The 16,110-nt window shown below is 60.1% G+C and carries 18 protein-coding genes and 1 tRNA gene; 9 read left to right on the plus strand and 10 right to left on the minus strand.

The window, feature by feature from the left end; translation table 11 throughout:
* The 5 genes from cyoB to alaC all read left to right on the plus strand — a co-directional run bounded on the left by cyoB (position 1) and on the right by alaC (position 5,267).
* On the plus strand, positions 1 to 2,016 hold the full coding sequence (gene cyoB, locus IFT75_RS04225) for a cytochrome o ubiquinol oxidase subunit I (RefSeq protein WP_122479586.1): 2,016 nt from the start codon (positions 1 to 3) through the stop codon (positions 2,014 to 2,016).
* A 3-nt stretch (positions 2,017 to 2,019) separates the two neighbouring features.
* Positions 2,020 to 2,649: a cytochrome o ubiquinol oxidase subunit III gene (locus IFT75_RS04230; protein ID WP_122479585.1), complete on the plus strand. Its 630-nt coding sequence runs from the start codon at positions 2,020 to 2,022 to the stop codon at positions 2,647 to 2,649.
* Positions 2,650 to 2,982 carry a cytochrome o ubiquinol oxidase subunit IV gene (gene cyoD, locus IFT75_RS04235; protein WP_122479584.1) on the plus strand — a complete coding sequence of 111 codons (333 nt, stop codon included), beginning with the start codon at positions 2,650 to 2,652 and terminating at the stop codon, positions 2,980 to 2,982.
* 11 nt (positions 2,983 to 2,993) lie between these two features.
* Positions 2,994 to 3,881 carry a heme o synthase gene (cyoE, locus tag IFT75_RS04240; protein WP_122479583.1) on the plus strand — a complete coding sequence of 296 codons (888 nt, stop codon included), beginning with the start codon at positions 2,994 to 2,996 and terminating at the stop codon, positions 3,879 to 3,881.
* A 186-nt stretch (positions 3,882 to 4,067) separates the two neighbouring features.
* On the plus strand, positions 4,068 to 5,267 hold the full coding sequence (gene alaC, locus IFT75_RS04245; protein WP_122479582.1) for an alanine transaminase: 1,200 nt from the start codon (positions 4,068 to 4,070) through the stop codon (positions 5,265 to 5,267).
* A gap of 4 nt (positions 5,268 to 5,271) precedes the next feature.
* Here alaC and IFT75_RS04250 read toward each other — a convergent pair whose 3' ends face one another.
* Entirely contained in the window at positions 5,272 to 5,919 is a 648-nt protein-coding gene (locus IFT75_RS04250; protein ID WP_192053528.1) for a DJ-1/PfpI family protein, read from the minus strand.
* A gap of 56 nt (positions 5,920 to 5,975) precedes the next feature.
* On the minus strand, positions 5,976 to 6,158 hold the full coding sequence (locus tag IFT75_RS04255) for a hypothetical protein (protein ID WP_192053530.1): 183 nt from the start codon (positions 6,156 to 6,158) through the stop codon (positions 5,976 to 5,978).
* Positions 6,159 to 6,231: 73 nt separating this feature from the next.
* Here IFT75_RS04255 and IFT75_RS04260 point away from each other — a divergent pair, with 73 nt between their 5' ends.
* Positions 6,232 to 7,017: a substrate-binding domain-containing protein gene (locus IFT75_RS04260; RefSeq protein WP_122479580.1), complete on the plus strand. Its 786-nt coding sequence runs from the start codon at positions 6,232 to 6,234 to the stop codon at positions 7,015 to 7,017.
* Between the two features lie 23 nt (positions 7,018 to 7,040).
* Here IFT75_RS04260 and IFT75_RS04265 read toward each other — a convergent pair whose 3' ends face one another.
* From IFT75_RS04265 to IFT75_RS04300, 8 genes are all read right to left on the minus strand, one after another.
* A complete protein-coding gene (locus tag IFT75_RS04265) occupies positions 7,041 to 7,904 on the minus strand; it encodes a class I SAM-dependent methyltransferase (RefSeq protein ID WP_192053532.1) in 864 nt (287 codons plus the stop codon).
* A gap of 197 nt (positions 7,905 to 8,101) precedes the next feature.
* Entirely contained in the window at positions 8,102 to 9,655 is a 1,554-nt protein-coding gene (locus IFT75_RS04270; protein WP_192053534.1) for an alkaline phosphatase D family protein, read from the minus strand.
* Positions 9,656 to 9,782: 127 nt separating this feature from the next.
* Positions 9,783 to 10,202, minus strand: a complete 420-nt coding sequence (locus IFT75_RS04275; protein ID WP_244652700.1) for a Fic family protein — start codon at positions 10,200 to 10,202, stop codon at positions 9,783 to 9,785.
* A 292-nt stretch (positions 10,203 to 10,494) separates the two neighbouring features.
* Positions 10,495 to 11,700, minus strand: a complete 1,206-nt coding sequence (locus tag IFT75_RS04280; protein WP_192053538.1) for an MFS transporter — start codon at positions 11,698 to 11,700, stop codon at positions 10,495 to 10,497.
* Positions 11,701 to 11,746: 46 nt separating this feature from the next.
* A complete protein-coding gene (locus IFT75_RS04285; RefSeq protein WP_192053539.1) occupies positions 11,747 to 12,073 on the minus strand; it encodes a helix-turn-helix domain-containing protein in 327 nt (108 codons plus the stop codon).
* Positions 12,057 to 12,317, minus strand: coding sequence for a type II toxin-antitoxin system RelE family toxin (locus tag IFT75_RS04290; protein ID WP_192053541.1), 261 nt, complete (start codon positions 12,315 to 12,317; stop codon positions 12,057 to 12,059). Before IFT75_RS04290 ends, IFT75_RS04285 begins: the two co-directional genes overlap by 17 nt.
* 95 nt (positions 12,318 to 12,412) lie before the next feature.
* Complete coding sequence (locus IFT75_RS04295) at positions 12,413 to 13,036, minus strand: LysE family translocator (protein ID WP_192053543.1); 624 nt, start codon at positions 13,034 to 13,036, stop codon at positions 12,413 to 12,415.
* A 238-nt stretch (positions 13,037 to 13,274) separates the two neighbouring features.
* A tRNA-Leu gene (locus IFT75_RS04300) sits at positions 13,275 to 13,359 on the minus strand.
* A gap of 109 nt (positions 13,360 to 13,468) precedes the next feature.
* Here IFT75_RS04300 and queA point away from each other — a divergent pair.
* From queA to yajC, 3 genes are read left to right on the plus strand one after another with little or no spacing between them, the layout of a single operon-like run.
* Complete coding sequence (gene queA / locus IFT75_RS04305; RefSeq protein WP_192053545.1) at positions 13,469 to 14,533, plus strand: tRNA preQ1(34) S-adenosylmethionine ribosyltransferase-isomerase QueA; 1,065 nt, start codon at positions 13,469 to 13,471, stop codon at positions 14,531 to 14,533.
* A 14-nt stretch (positions 14,534 to 14,547) separates the two neighbouring features.
* Positions 14,548 to 15,663 (plus strand): tRNA guanosine(34) transglycosylase Tgt, encoded by a 1,116-nt coding sequence (tgt, locus tag IFT75_RS04310; protein ID WP_163007623.1) that lies wholly within the window; start codon positions 14,548 to 14,550, stop codon positions 15,661 to 15,663.
* Positions 15,664 to 15,714: 51 nt separating this feature from the next.
* On the plus strand, positions 15,715 to 16,050 hold the full coding sequence (yajC, locus tag IFT75_RS04315) for a preprotein translocase subunit YajC (protein WP_122479568.1): 336 nt from the start codon (positions 15,715 to 15,717) through the stop codon (positions 16,048 to 16,050).
* Positions 16,051 to 16,110: the final 60 nt, after the last annotated feature.

The following is a 16,110-nucleotide window of genomic DNA, read 5'->3' on the forward strand; positions in this document are numbered from 1 at the left end:
ATGTTCGGTAAACTTAGTCTGGAAGCGGTGCCCTTCCACGAGCCGATAGTGATGGTGACACTTGCCGTCGTTGCGCTGCTCGGGGCGGTGGTGTTCGGTCTGATCACCTATCACAAGAAGTGGACGTACCTGTGGACCGAGTGGTTCACGTCGGTCGACCACAAGAAAATCGGCGTCATGTACATCGCCGTTGCCCTGGTCATGCTGTTGCGGGGCTTTGCCGACGCCATCATGATGCGCTCGCAACAGGCTGTGGCCACTGCTGGCTCGACCGGCTTCCTGCCGCCCGAGCACTATGACCAGATCTTCACCGCTCACGGTGTGATCATGATCATCTTCATGGCCATGCCATTCATGATCGGTCTGATGAACATCGTCGTGCCGCTGCAGATCGGCGCACGCGACGTAGCCTTTCCGTTCCTGAACTCGGTCAGCTTCTGGCTGTTCGTGGTCGGCGCGCTGCTGGTCAACATCTCCCTGGGGGTCGGCGAGTTCGGCAAGACGGGCTGGGTGGCGTATCCACCGCTGGCGGGCATCCAATACAGTCCCGGAGTCGGTGTCGACTACTACATCTGGGCATTGCAGATATCCGGTCTGGGTACATTGCTGACGGGCGTCAACTTCATCGTCACCATCCTGAAGATGCGTGCGCCCGGCATGACCCTGATGAAAATGCCGGTGTTCACCTGGAACTGCCTGTGCACCGCTGTACTGATCGCTGCATCGTTCCCGATCCTCACCGCTGTACTGTTCATGCTGACGCTTGACCGTTATCTGGGCTTCCACTTCTTCACCAACGAGCTTGGTGGGAACCCGATGATGTACGTCAACCTGTTCTGGGCCTGGGGTCACCCCGAGGTGTACATCCTTATCCTGCCGGCATTCGGTGTGTTCTCGGAAGTCACTTCAACGTTCTGTCGCAAGCGCCTGTTCGGTTACGTGTCGCTGGTATGGGCAACCATCGCCATCACAGTGCTGTCGTTCATCGTCTGGCTGCACCACTTCTTCACTATGGGTTCGGGTGCCAACGTCAACGCCTTCTTCGGCATCATGACGATGGTGATCGCGATCCCGACGGGTGTGAAGATCTTCACCTGGCTGTTCACCATGTACCGCGGCCGCATCGAGTTCACCACTCCGATGCTGTGGACCATCGGTTTCATCGTGACCTTCAGCATCGGCGGCATGACCGGCGTTCTGCTGGCAGTGCCCGGTGCTGACTTCGTGTTGCACAACAGCCTGTTCCTGATCGCTCACTTCCACAACGTGATCATCGGCGGTGCGGTATTCGGTTACCTGGCCGGCTTCACTTTCTGGTTCCCGAAAGCCTTCGGCTTCAAGCTCAACGAGCGCCTGGGCAAGTACTCCTTCTGGTGCTGGCTGGTAGGTTTCTACCTGGCGTTCATGCCGCTGTACGTGCTGGGCTTCATGGGCATGACCCGTCGCCTGAACCACACCGACAACCCAGACTGGACGCCGTGGCTGTACGTGGCTTTCGTCGGCGCGCTGTTCGTGGCCGCCGGTATCGGCTTCATGCTGCTGCAACTCTATGTCTCGATCCGCGACCGTCATCTGAACCAGGACGTCTCGGGCGACCCATGGGATGGCCGTACCCTGGAGTGGTCGACTTCGTCGCCACCACCGTTCTACAACTTCGCCGAGCAACCAGTGGTTTCCGACCTGGACGCTTACTGGGGCATGAAGGAACGTGGTGAAGCCACTGCCAACGCTGCGGACTACAAGCAGATTCACATGCCGCGCAACACCGGTATGGGCGTGCTGATGTCGTTCTTCGGTTTGATTCTGGGTTTCGCTGCCATCTGGCACATCTGGTGGGCGGCTGCGATCGGTCTGGCCGGCATGGTCATCACCTTGATCGTGCGCAGCTATGACGATGACATCGACTACTACGTACCGGCTGAAGAAGTCGCTCGTATCGAAGGTGAACGCATGGCTCGCCTGGCAAACGCCGCACGAGTTGATTCTCGTCTGAACTCCACGGTGGAGAAGGCTTAAACAATGTCTAACGCAACCCTAAACGCGGAAGTGGCTCACGAGCACGAGCACGGTCATGACGATCACGATCATCACGATTCCGGGGGCATGACTGTCTTCGGTTTCTGGATCTACCTGATGACCGACTGCATCCTGTTCGCGTCGATCTTCGCCGCCTACGCAGTACTGGTTAACAACGTTGCCGGTGGCCCCTCGGGCCACGACATCTTCGAGCTGCCCTTCGTGGCAGCCGAAACTGCACTGCTGCTGTTCAGCTCCATTACCTATGGCTTCGCCATGCTGGCGCTGCACAGCAACGACAAAAGCGGTGTGATGAAGTGGCTGTTCGTCACTTTCCTGCTGGGCGCAGGCTTCATCGCGATGGAAATCTACGAGTTCCACAAGCTGATCGAAGAGGGCTTCGGCCCGCAACGCAGCGGCTTCCTGACCGGGTTCTTCACCCTGGTCGGTACCCACGGCCTGCACGTGACCAGCGGTTTGATCTGGATGGCGGTGCTGATCGCCCAGGTCAAATCCAAAGGCCTGACCGCAACCAACAACACGCGCATGAGCTGCCTCAGCCTGTTCTGGCACTTCCTGGACGTGGTCTGGATCTGCGTGTTCACCGTCGTCTATCTGATGGGAGCTCTGTAAATGGCAAACCCTCATACCACTTCGGCCGGTAGCAGCCACGGTAGCTACAAGTCGTACATGATCGGTTTCGTGCTGTCGGTCATCCTGACCGCGATTCCGTTCGGCCTGGTGATGTTTCCGAGCATGTCCAAGGAAGCCACCCTGTGGATCGTGATGATCTTCGCGGTGATTCAGGTGCTGGTTCACCTGGTCTATTTCCTGCACCTGGACCGCACGTCCGAACAGCGCTGGAACGTGATTGCCTTCGTGTTCTCTGCGTTGATCATCGCGTTCCTGGTAGGCCTGTCGCTGTGGATCATGTTCAGCATCCATCACTTCATGATGGCGAAGTAAGGAACCCGGACATGTCCGTAAAGCACTTTATCCAAATCACCAAACCGGGGATCATTTTCGGTAACGTGCTTTCCGTGGCAGGTGGGTTCTTCCTGGCCTCTCAAGGGCATGTCGACATCGGGCTGTTTCTGGCCACGGTGATCGGTACATCGCTGGTAGTGGCGTCGGGCTGTGCATTCAACAACTGCATCGACCGTGACATCGACGTGAAGATGGAGCGCACCAAGAATCGCGCGTTGGTCCAGGGGCAGATTTCGGTGAAGGTCGCACTGATCTTCGCCACGCTGCTGGGGGTTGCCGGGATGGTCATGCTGTACGCATTGGCCAACCCGCTGGCGGCCCTGTGCGGCTTGATCGGCTTCGTCATCTACGTGGGCTTCTACAGCCTTTATCTGAAGCGCAAGTCGGTGCACGGCACCCTGGTGGGCAGCCTGTCCGGTGCCATGCCTCCGGTGATCGGTTACGTGGCAGTGAGCAACAGCTTCGATCTGGCGGCATTGACGTTGCTGGTGATGTTCAGCCTGTGGCAGATGCCCCATTCGTATGCGATCGCCATCTTCCGCTTCAACGATTACCTGGCGGCTTCGATTCCGGTGCTCCCGGTCAAGCGGGGTATCGTGGTGGCGAAGAAGCATATCCTGATCTACATCCTGGCTTTCCTCCTGGCGACGCTGATGCTGACCCTGGGTGGCTATGCCGGCATGAGCTACCTCGCAGTTGCCGCAGCCATGGGCATGTACTGGTTGTACATGGCCTGGACAGGTTACAAGGCGGTCGATGACAAGGTCTGGGCGCGCAAGCTGTTCGTGTTCTCGATCTTCACCATCACCGCGTTGAGCGTAATGATGTCCCTGGATTTCAAGGCGCCGGGCGAGCTGTTGCTGACCTACGCGCATTGATCCTGCTGCAGCGATAAAAACGCCCCGGACCGAACAGTTCCGGGGCTTTTTTTTGGGGCAAAGGTTGGGTCCGCACCGCATATTGCGCTTTACATCCCCGCATCGGCCCCGTTATCTTTCGGGCTGGCCACCGCAGTGGCCAACGTCGCTCGGACGGTTCCGGGCGCTTACGTATCCGAGGAAGTCATGGCCGAACCTGTTCGCCCGCGCCGCTTTGCGCGCATCGATCGTCTCCCCCCCTATGTGTTCAATATCACCGCCGAGTTGAAGATGGCTGCGCGTCGGCGCGGCGAAGACATCATCGACCTGAGCATGGGCAACCCCGACGGCGCCACGCCACCCCATATCGTCGACAAGCTGGTGACCGTTGCCCAGCGCGAAGATACTCACGGCTACTCCACTTCCCGCGGCATCCCGCGGCTGCGCCGGGCCATTTCGCGCTGGTACAAGGACCGCTATGCGGTCGATATCGACCCTGAAGACGAAGCCATCGTCACCATTGGCTCGAAAGAGGGTCTGGCGCACCTGATGCTGGCCACGCTCGACCAGGGTGATACCGTGCTGGTGCCCAACCCCAGCTATCCGATTCATATCTACGGTGCGGTGATCGCCGGCGCCCAGGTGCGCTCGGTGCCGCTGGTGCCGGGCGTGGACTTCTTCAACGAGCTGGAGAGGGCGATCCGCGAATCCATTCCCAAGCCGAAGATGATGATCCTGGGCTTTCCATCCAACCCGACCGCGCAGTGTGTGGAACTGGATTTCTTCGAGCGGGTGGTGGCCCTCGCCAAGCGCTACGACGTCTTGGTGGTGCATGACCTGGCCTATGCCGATATCGTCTACGACGGCTGGAAAGCCCCGTCGATCATGCAAGTGCCGGGCGCCAAGGACATCGCCGTCGAATTCTTCACCCTGTCCAAGAGCTACAACATGGCTGGCTGGCGGATCGGCTTCATGGTCGGCAATCCCGAGCTGGTCAATGCGTTGGCACGCATCAAGAGCTACCACGATTACGGCACGTTCACGCCGTTGCAGGTCGCAGCCATCGCCGCGCTCGAAGGCGATCAACAGTGTGTGAAGGACATCGCCGAGCAGTACCGCCAGCGCCGCAACGTGCTGGTCAAAGGCTTGCACGAACTGGGCTGGATGGTCGAGAACCCCAAGGCGTCGATGTATGTCTGGGCCAAGATTCCGGAGGCCTACGCGCACATGGGCTCGCTCGAGTTTGCCAAGAAGCTGCTGGCCGAAGCCAAGGTCTGCGTCTCGCCCGGCATCGGCTTCGGTGACTATGGCGACGACCACGTACGTTTTGCGCTGATCGAAAACCAGGATCGCATTCGGCAGGCCGTGCGTGGCATTCGCCAGATGTTTCGCAACGACAAGAGCTGACGCTCTACCGTGGCATATCGTGCCACTCGTACTGCATCTGGCGAGCGGTCAGGCGCGCCGCATCGGCACCGAGCAGGCGTGCCACCAGATGCAGGCTCATGTCGATGCCGGCGGAAATCCCGGCGCTGGTGACCAGGCTGCCAGCATCGACATAGGGCACATTCTCCCGCACATCGAGGTCCGGGTAGCTGTCGCGCAGCTCCTGGATATCGGCCCAATGGGTGGTGACGCTCTGCCCCTCCAGCAGGCCAGCCTTGGCCAGGATCAACGCGCCACTGCATACCGAAGTGAGCAACCCGGTCGTCGCCGCCATCCGCCGCACCCACGCGAGGGTATTCGGGTCATTTACAGGTTGATCGATCACGCCCCCCGGCACGATCAGCACATCGCTGTGCACCTCTTCATCGAACTGGGCGTCGGGCTGCACCCGCAGCTCGTAGCGGGCGGTGAGCAGGTCACGACTGGCCGCAACCGTGCTGACCACGAATGGCGCGTGAATGCTCAAACCGTCGCGCAGCGCAACGCGGGTGGCAACGCTGAACACTTCGTACGGCCCGGCGAAGTCGAGAATCTCGATACCGGGGTAGAGCAGGATGACAACCTGCAACGGGCGGTCGAAAATCTGCAATTCGGGGGGCAAGGCCTTGGACATACGGTCACTCCAGTCTGGAGCACGCATCATCGAGCTGAACGGTAAAAGGGTAAATGTCAGTTACCCCACAGATCCTGCCAAAGTGTCGTGATTGCTTGCATCGAACGTTTGCGCGGCCAGGGCTGAAATTGTTTCTCGACGTTGCAATTGCCGAACATCACCTTTTTAAATGGCAACCTGATCCTGGCTTTTGGCCGATTGCGCGTAAACTTATCCTTCTTCGCGAGGCGGTCGACCATCACCGCACTCGTCCGCTGTGCCTCTGGCCAGTCATCGGCCAGGCTTCATCTTCACTTTCAGGATCATATCGTCATGACCAAACGGCTCACCAGCGCTCTGCTGGCTTGTGTATTGCTCGGCTCCAGCGCTGCCCACGCGCAGAAGGCGCCACCACCGGTGCAGCTATCCCTGCTCGGGTCTGGCGGCGTGGTCAGTGCCATGCAGACCATCGTCGTCGAATACGAAAAAGCCACCGGCATCAAGGTCACCGTGCTGCCTTCGCCTGCCATCGGCGACAACCCCATGGCCATCTCCAGTCGACTGGAGCGCGGTGAGCGAGCCGATCTGGTGCTCACCGAGGACGCCGCGTTGAATAAACTCATTCAATTGGGTGAAGTGCAGCGCGAACCCCGCGTGGATGTCGGCAAGTCCTTCATCGCCATGGCCGTACGCCAAGGTGAGGCCAAGCCAGACATCGGCAGTGTCGACGCCTTTCGCAAGACGCTGATAGACGCCCGCTCGCTGGCCTACTCCAACAGCACCAGCGGCCTGTACCTGTCGCACCTGCTGTTTCCGCGCATGAAACTGGCCGAACAGCTTCGCGACAAAAGCAGCCTGGTAGACAGCGAGCCCGTGGGTGCCGTGGTTGCTCGGGGCGATGTGCAGCTGGGTTTCCAGCAATTGAGCGAGCTCAAGGCGGTACCGGGCATCGATATCGTCGGCCTGATTCCAGATGCGGTGCAGAAGATGACTTTGTATTCGGGCGGTGTCACGCGTACCAGCGCCCACCCTGAAGAGGCCGCGGCATTGCTGCAGTACCTGAGCACACCGGCAGCCCGTCTCGCCATTCAGGAAAGCGGGCTTACGCCAGTGCATTGATCACGCCGGGCGCCAACGGTGGTCTAGAGAATCTTCACGGTATGAAAGGCCACGGTGTCATAGGGTACGGTTACTTCCTGCTTGTCCTTGAGCTGGGGGTGGGTGGCAATGATCTCGCGGACTCTCTGGTAAATCGGCTCCTGCTGTTCAGGGGGGAGGATGGAGATGAAGCTGATGGAGCGCACCCGGTTGAGAATCACGTCTTCCGGCGTGCCGGTGTGCGAATGGGTGAAGTGCTTTTCCACCAGCGGATGGGCGAAGCCCTTGTGCGGGAACATTTCACGCCACTGTTGGGTGTAGAACCGCGGGCTGTCACCGGCCACCGCGCTGACCACGTCCGCTACCTGACGTACCCAGTCCTCGCGGGTATCGCGCAGGTTCCAGATCATTCCCAGGCGTCCGCCGCGCTTGAGCACCCTGTGGATTTCCTTCATGGCCTCGGGTTTGGCAAACCAGTGGAAGGAATGCGCGCAGATCACCGCGTCCACCGATTCGTTTTTCAACGGGATCTCTTCCGCGGCGCCCTCGAGTATCTTCACATAGGGCTTGTCGCCCCAGTTGAGCTGCAGCTTTTCGCGCATGGCGGCAACCGGTTCCACCGCGAACACCTCGGCGCCGATATCGATCAGCCGCGGAATGAACTTGCCAGTCCCCGAGCCCAGGTCGAGTACAGTTGTATGGGGTGGGTCCCATTTGCTGTGCGGCTTGATCTGCATGATCTCGCGTAGCCAGTTGTCGAGTTCCTTCGGGTAGTCCGGGCGCCCCTTGTCGAATGAGCTGGCACCCTGCAGATAGCCTTTTACAGCCGTCGATGGAAGGAGTTTGAGAAGTTTTTCGGTCAAGCTCTTGGGGTTTGTGGTGCTACTGTTTTCGTCGAAATTGCTCATGTTCGCCCTCGCACGCTTGCTAGCGCGGTTGTTGTCGCCAGGCTGATTGCACAGCGCAACGCCCAACCAGCCGCGGTGGGCGTTATAAGACAAAGCGTAGCCCAAGGTCGTTGAAGGCACCTTCAATTCGTACAGGGTGGGGTGAAACCGGATCAGCGTCCGTCGGAAATTTGCTTTGGTATGTGCGGTGCACTGGGTCAAACCGGCTGCAGCTTCTTCTCGAACACCACCACGCCATCCAGATCACGCAGTTGCACGGTCATTTCTCCGCTCTGGCCCTCGATCTGTACTTCACCGAAAAACTGGAAACCTGCGAACGGTGAGGTGTTCTGGGCCGGCGGCGCTTTCTGGAACACCACCTGCGGACCAAAGGTGGCATCCAGCGGGTTAGGGCCGAAGCTGCCGGCGTTCAGTGGCCCGGCGACGAATTCCCAGAACGGTTCGAAATCCTGGAAGGCGGCGCGGTCCGGATGGTAGTGATGCGCGGCGCAGTAGTGCACGTCGGCGGTCAGCCAGACCGTATTGACCACTTTCTGCTGGCGCACGAAGCCGAGCAGCTCGGCGATCTCCAGCTCGCGCCCCTTGGCGGCGCCATCATCGCCATTGGCGATCGCCTCCCAGCGCCCGACCCCCGGGCTCATTTCTCCATCCGGGACACCCAAGCCGATGGGCATATCGGCGGCAATGACTTTCCATTGGGCCTGCGACCCTTTGAGCCCGGACTTCAGCCAGTCCAGTTGCGCCTGTCCAAGAAACGCCGTGCGGGCTTCGGGCTTGGCCGCCAGGTTGTCGTCGTTGCCACTGCGGTAGCTGCGCATGTCCAGGACGAAGATGTCCAGCATCGGCCCATAGCTGAGCTTGCGGTAGATACGCCCGCCGTTGTCGGCGCGCTGCAGGCGCATGGGCGCGTACTCGAGCCATGCCTGACGCGCGTTGCCAACCAGATGACGGATGTCGCGGTTCTGGTAGCGCGCGTCGAGTTGCTTGCTGGGCGACCAGTTATTGGTCACCTCGTGGTCGTCCCATTGCCAGATCTGCGGCACCTCGGCATTGAAGCGCCGCACGTTTTCATCCATCAGGTTGTAGCGGTAGTTGCCGCGGTACTCGTCCAGAGTTTCCGCCACCTTGCTCTTGGCTTCGGTGGTGATGTTGCGCCATACGCGGCCATTCTCGGTGGTCACCGTGGCGGGCACCGGCCCATCGGCGTAGATGGTATCGCCGCTGTGGATGAAGAAATCCGGCAGGCGCAGACGCATGGCTTCGTAGATGCGCATGCCGCCGATGTCGGGGTTGATGCCGAAACCCTGGCCCACTGTGTCGCCGCTCCACACGAAGCGGATGTCGCGACGCTGCGAAGGCTCGCTGCGCAGATGGCCGAACCACGGCTCGCTGCTGACGCCGGTCTGCGCGTCTTCGAACTGCACGCGATAGAAGATCGCCTGGTCCACCGGCAGGCCGCTGAGTTCGACCCGCGCGGTGAAATCGCTGCCCGCGTCGGCCAGTGGCGATACCGAACGGCGAGGGTTGGTGAACATGCTGCGCGTATCCCATTCCACCACCATGCGTGCCGGGCGGTCGCAGCGGCTCCAGACCATGGCCCTGTCGCCCATCAGGTCGCCGGACTGCACGCCGTCAGTCAGTTGTGGCCGGTCCTTGACCGAGGCGATCACCGCCGGCGCCAGCCCAGGCAACAGAAAGCCTGCCCCCACGGCTTGGACGAGGCGACGGCGCTTGAGATCGAACATGGTCATGGCATAGCCCTTGGAAAGTGAAAGGGCTATGTAAGCGTGGGGATGTGACAGGGGCGTGAAGGTCAGCGCAGTTCTGTGGTGTGACAGTTTCTACTGCCGGCAGGCTGGTATTGAATGCACCGATCGGTCATTGGTCGAACCGTCGATGCAGTTCGGGGAACAACAACTGCGCAAACCAGACGGGAAGGCCTGGATGCAGCTGTCTCGATTTGACTGACGGTGCATCTATCAAGCCCATTGTCACCAGCTTGTTCAATTGGCCGCTGAAAGGATGAACAAACGCCAGGCGGTGATGGTAGGCCAGCGCTCCAAGCAAACGTGTACGCTGGTCACCAATGCGTCCATACACGGTTTGCAGTCGAGTCATCATCGGTGAAATTGACTGCCAGGCTGGCGCAAAATGGTTACCTACCATGACGTTCGCTTCCCTCACATCCCGCAGCTGCCCAGGTATGAGCGTGCGACCGTCGGCCAGGGTAAGTTCTGTTTCACTCGCACTAGCGAACAAGCGTCGATGCACGCGCGCGACCAACGAGGGAGTGAACATTTCGGCCCACTCCAGGGGATGGCATAATGGGCTCGAGCCCATGATTGCCAGAGATGAAGGGCGAACTCATTCGCAGTTCTCTATTCCGATTTTTTTTCCGATTTCTTGGCGGGCCGAGAGCCCCATATTGCGCGGGTTACAGAGGCTCGCGGAATATAAATATACAATCGAAATTTCCGATTTATTTCTCGCGGTCACAGGGGTCATGCTGGCCCAACCTAGCCGGAGCACCGCAGCGGTTCGGGGCAATCGCTCGGTTGCCAGCTAGTTGCCCATTACGCTTCATGCGGCGTCAGCCAGACATGGCAACTTCGCTCGCCGAAGTTGCCTGCAGCGTGCGCAGACCTGTGAGTACGGCGGTCAGCATCAGCAAACCGGCACCGATGGCAACGGCGAATCCGGCACGGGTACCGAAGTGGTCGATGACCATACCGGCGACTGCCCCACCCATCGCGATGCCGACACTGACCCCTGTGCTCAGCCAGGTCAGCCCTTCGGTGATCTTGCCGGGCGGCAGGATTTTCGTGCCGATGTTCATTACCACGATCAGCGTCGGTGCGAACGACATGCCGGTGATGAACAGCAATGCGGTGAGCCAGTACACGTTGGGCGCGAAGATCGGCAACGTCGTTGCCACGGCAGTGAAGACCGCGCCGATCAGCAGCTGAGTTTCGTACGCTAGCCCACTTCTCACTGTCCCGAACGTGATCCCGGCAACCATCGACCCTGCAGCGAACCCCGCGAGGATAAAGCTGGCGGCTGCTGGCCAGCCTTGTTCCTTGGCAAACGCCACTACCGCGACATCGACCGAGCCGCCGAGCAACCCCAGCGCCAGCATCGCCACTACGATGATCCGCAAGGCAGGAATGCGCAGCGGGGAAGTGGATGGGCCGGTGACCGCCGGCACCGGCGGCGGCTCGGTTTCATGCTGGCGCAGAAAGGCAACCACGCCCAAGGCCAACAACACGGCGGCTACCAGCGGGCCGGCTTGTGGAAACAGACCGCTGCTCAAGGCGATGGACAGCGGTGGACCGACGATGAAGGTGAACTCAACCAGCACTGTATCCAGGGAGTACGCGGCGTGCAGTTGGGGTTTTCCGCGAAACAGGTAGGCCCAGCGTGCGCGGATCATTGCGCCGAAACTGGGGAGCACGCCCGCCAGGGCGGCCAGCACGAACAGCACCGGCAGCGGCGCATGCCAATGCACGGCGGCTATCAGGGCCAGAAGCATGCCGATACTGAACGCCGCGACGGGCGCCAGCACCTTGCGCTGGCCGCGCTGATCCACCAGTTTCGAAATCATCGGCCCGAGTATGGCGCTGGTCAGGGTAAAAGTACCCGCCACTGCGCCTGCAACCCAATAACGCCCGGTTTCATGCACCAGCATGGTGATGAGGCCCAGCCCGATCATGGTCTGTGGAAGCCGGGCCATGGAACCCGCCAGTAACAGAGCCACGACGCCCGGGGTTGCGAAGAATGTACGGTAGGCATTACTCATGTGAAGGGCGGAACTCCTTGTTCGCGGGGATGAATCGGGCAGGCAGCTATATAGCCAGTTGATCGGCCTTGATACCAAATGCTGCGGCAATCTTCTCACGAGTGAGCTTGCGTGGCTTGGCGGAGGTTTCCTGCTGAGCATAGGCCGACTGGGTGATTCCAAGGCGTTGAGAAACTTCCTCCTGAGTGAGATCCAGGTACTCACGCCACGCTTTGATCGCGGATGCACCATCAACCATACGACTCACGACTTCGTGGGGAATCAGGCCGTTGCTCGCGTTGTGTTGCGCTACGTATTGGGCGTATGGAATGACCACAAAGGCTGGCTTCCCGTCCGGGCCATTGATGACCTGAATTTCAGTAGGTGTGTTCATCGCGCTTCTTGACCTCTTGAATGCTGACAATCTCGATGGCACCGTCCCAGTCGAACAGGATGCGATAATTGCCAACGCGCAAACGGTAGCCGTAACCATGTGAAGTCAGCGCTTTCACATTTGTAACGTGTGGCATATTGGCGAGAAGTCCTGCTGCATCGCGAACCTGTTGCTGGTGCCGATGCTGAAGTTTCATGAGCTGTTTCACTGCTTTACGAGACCATCCAACCGAATTGACAGCCATTCTATAAGTCTTTTATAAGTAATATCCATAGGTTTACTTATCAAGGACTTGTCCGCAACCTTCGTGTTGTGGCCGCATGTGTAGACCGATGAGAATCATATCGGGCGCTCAAGAAACAAAAGTCGTGCTGCCAATGCTGTCATCACGCTCGCAAAGCCATAATTGGCCCAGCGACGAGGCATGCTGTTCAATCGTCCGCGCAGCGTTCCGGCGCACAGTGCCAGCACACTGTGAAACACCAGGGAGATCAGCATAAGCAGCACACCCAGCATGACCAGTTGAACCGTCACACTGGCGTTGCCGACAGTGACGAATTGCGGCAGAAACACCATGAAGAACAGCAGGCCTTTGGGGTTCAGCAAGCTGTTGAGCGTGGCGCGAATGAAGATCTTGCGGATCGAACCCAGAGGGCGGGGTGCAGCGCTTTCGCCAGTCGGCGCCGTCAGCGCTTGCCAGGCCAGCCACAACAGATAGCACGCACCGGCCAGCCGCAACAAGTCGAAGGCAGGCGCCCAACTCATGACGACAGCGCCCATGCCGGCGCTGACCAGCAGCGTCAGCAGCAGGTCTGCCAGCGAAATCCCCAACGCCGCTGCCACCCCGGCCCGCCAACCGTGTGCCAGCGCGTGGCTGGTGACGAAGGCCATGTTCGGTCCGGGAACGACCAACAGAAGCATCGCGGCGATAACGAACAGGTAGAGGTTGGCTGCATCCGGCATGACGAACGCTCCTGTGGATTGAGTTCACAGGGTAGGCGCATCAAGCGAGCGGCGGGAGGTACAGTTCAACAGAAGGTGGGGACAACAGTGGTCGGGGCGGGGCCTGTCGGGCGACGGATGGGTGCGGAAGTGGTAGCGATTGGGCTGGCGCCTTCGCGGCCACTTGCCGCCCCTGCAACGGGAGTGGGAGAAATCGCAGACGAAAAAAAAGACCTTCGCGTAGGTCTTTTTTCTGATTTGGTGCCCCGAGGGAGACTCGAACTCCCACTCCTTTCGAAAACGGATTTTGAATCCGCCGCGTCTACCAATTCCGCCATCAGGGCTTACAGGCGGCGAAGTATAGAGACGGCGCGACCACTGGTCAATCAGCTTTCATGGTCAATTTTGCAGATTTTTGCTAGAATTTTCAGCCCTATACAGCCGAACCCTATCATGCGTGTCGCCGATTTCTCTTTCGAGCTTCCTGATTCCCTGATCGCTCGCCATCCGTTGGCGGAGCGCCATGGCAGCCGCCTGTTGGTCCTCGATGGGCCGTCCGGTGTGCTGGATCATCGTCAATTCACCGATCTGCCCGGTTTTCTCAGGCCAGGCGACCTGATGGTGTTCAACAATACCCGGGTGATTCCGGCACGGGTGTTTGGCCAGAAGGCGTCGGGGGGCAAGCTGGAGATTCTGGTCGAGCGCGTGCTGGACAGCCATCGGGTGCTGGCCCACGTGCGTTCCAGCAAGTCGCCCAAGCCGGGTTCGAAGATTTTGCTTGACGGCGGCGGCGAGGCCGAGATGGTCGCGCGGCATGATGCGCTGTTCGAGCTGCGCTTCAATGAAGAGGTGTTGCCACTGCTCGATCGGGTCGGGCACATGCCGTTGCCGCCCTACATCGACCGGCCCGACGACAGCGCCGACCGCGAGCGCTATCAGACCGTGTACGCCGAGAAGGCTGGCGCGGTGGCGGCGCCGACGGCGGGGCTGCATTTCGACAAGGCGCTGCTGGCGCAGATCGAGGCGATGGGGGTCCAGACCGCCTTCGTGACGCTGCATGTCGGCGCCGGTACCTTCCAGCCGGTGCGGGTCGAGAAGCTTGAAGACCACCACATGCATAAAGAGTGGCTGGAGGTCAGCCAGGACGTGGTCGACGCGGTGCAGGCGTGCAAGGCCCGCGGTGGTCGAGTGGTGGCGGTAGGCACCACCAGCGTGCGCTCGCTGGAAAGCGCGGCGCGTGACGGCGTGTTGAAGCCGTTCAGTGGCGACACCGATATCTTCATCTTTCCGGGGCGACCGTTCCATGTGGTCGATGCCCTGGTCACCAATTTCCATTTGCCGGAGTCCACGCTGCTGATGCTGGTCTCGGCGTTCGCGGGTTATCCCGAAGCCATGGCGGCCTATGCGGCGGCGGTGGCCAACGAGTACCGCTTCTTCAGTTACGGTGATGCCATGTTCATCACCCGCAATCCGGCGCCTCGCGGTCCCAGCGAAGCCGCGCCAGGGGATCACGCATGAGTCGCACCTGTCGTATGTCGTTCGAATTGCTGGCCACCGATGGCAAAGCCCGTCGTGGCCGCCTGACCTTCCCGCGTGGCGTGGTGGAGACCCCGGCGTTCATGCCGGTGGGCACCTATGGCACGGTCAAGGGCATGTTGCCGCGCGACATCGAGGCGATCGGCGCGCAGATGATTCTGGGCAATACCTTCCACCTGTGGTTGCGCCCGGGCACTGCGGTGATCAAGGCGCACGGCGACCTGCACGATTTCATGCAGTGGAAAGGGCCGATTCTGACCGACTCCGGTGGGTTCCAGGTGTTCAGCCTGGGCGCCATGCGCAAGATCAAGGAGGAGGGCGTGTACTTCGCCTCCCCGGTGGACGGTTCCAAGGTGTTCATGGGGCCGGAAGAATCGATGCAGGTCCAGCGCGACCTGGGCTCGGACGTGGTGATGATTTTCGACGAGTGCACGCCTTACCCGGCCGACGAGCACACCGCGCGCACCTCCATGGAGCTGTCGCTGCGCTGGGCGCAACGGTCCAAGGACGCGCATGGCGAAAGCACCGCGGCGCTGTTCGGCATCGTTCAGGGCGGCATGCACGAGAACCTGCGCATGCGTTCGCTCGAAGGCCTGGACAAGATCGGTTTCGACGGCCTGGCCATCGGCGGCCTGTCGGTGGGCGAGCCCAAGCATGAAATGATCAAGGTGCTCGACTACCTGCCGGGCCTGATGCCCGCTGACAAACCTCGTTACCTTATGGGGGTAGGCAAACCCGAAGACTTGGTCGAGGGTGTGCGCCGCGGCGTCGACATGTTCGACTGCGTGATGCCGACGCGCAATGCGCGCAACGGGCATCTGTTCATCGACACGGGCGTGCTGAAGATCCGCAACGCGTTCCATCGCCACGATGATTCGCCGCTGGACCCTACCTGCGATTGCTATACCTGCCGCAACTTCTCGCGCGCTTATCTGCATCACCTGGACAAGTGTGGCGAAATGCTCGGTAGCATGTTGAATACCATCCACAATTTGCGTCATTACCAGCTGCTGATGGCTGGTTTGCGCGAGGCTATTCAACAGGGTACATTGGCCGCCTTTGTCGATGCCTTCTATGCCAAGCGCGGGCTGCCCGTGCCGCCCTTGGACTGACCGTTTTATAAAGACTTTAAGTCAATAACTTCTAAGTAACTGGAGCGTTGAATGAGCTTTTTGATCCCCGCCGCTTTCGCGGACGCCGCTGCACCGGCTGCTGGCCCTGCCGGCTCTGGCTTCGAGTGGATTTTCCTGGTCGGTTTCCTGGTCATCTTCTACATGATGATCTGGCGTCCGCAGGCCAAACGTGCCAAGGAACAGAAAAACCTGCTGGGCAACCTGCAGAAAGGTGACGAAGTGGTCACCAGTGGCGGCATCGCCGGCAAGATCAACAAGGTCACCGACGACTTCGTGGTCATCGAAGTGTCCGACACCGTCGAGCTGAAAATCCAGAAGGGCGCCATCGCCGCGACCCTGCCCAAAGGCACGCTCAAAGCGATCTAAGCTGCAGACTTTTACCCATGTCGGGGCGCGCAAGGCGCCCCGCGTCTTGAACGGGCGGCG

The sequence above is a fragment of the Pseudomonas sp. CFBP 8758 genome, assembly GCF_014841725.1.
In the GTDB taxonomy this organism is placed as follows: Bacteria; Pseudomonadota; Gammaproteobacteria; order Pseudomonadales; family Pseudomonadaceae; genus Aquipseudomonas; species Aquipseudomonas baltica.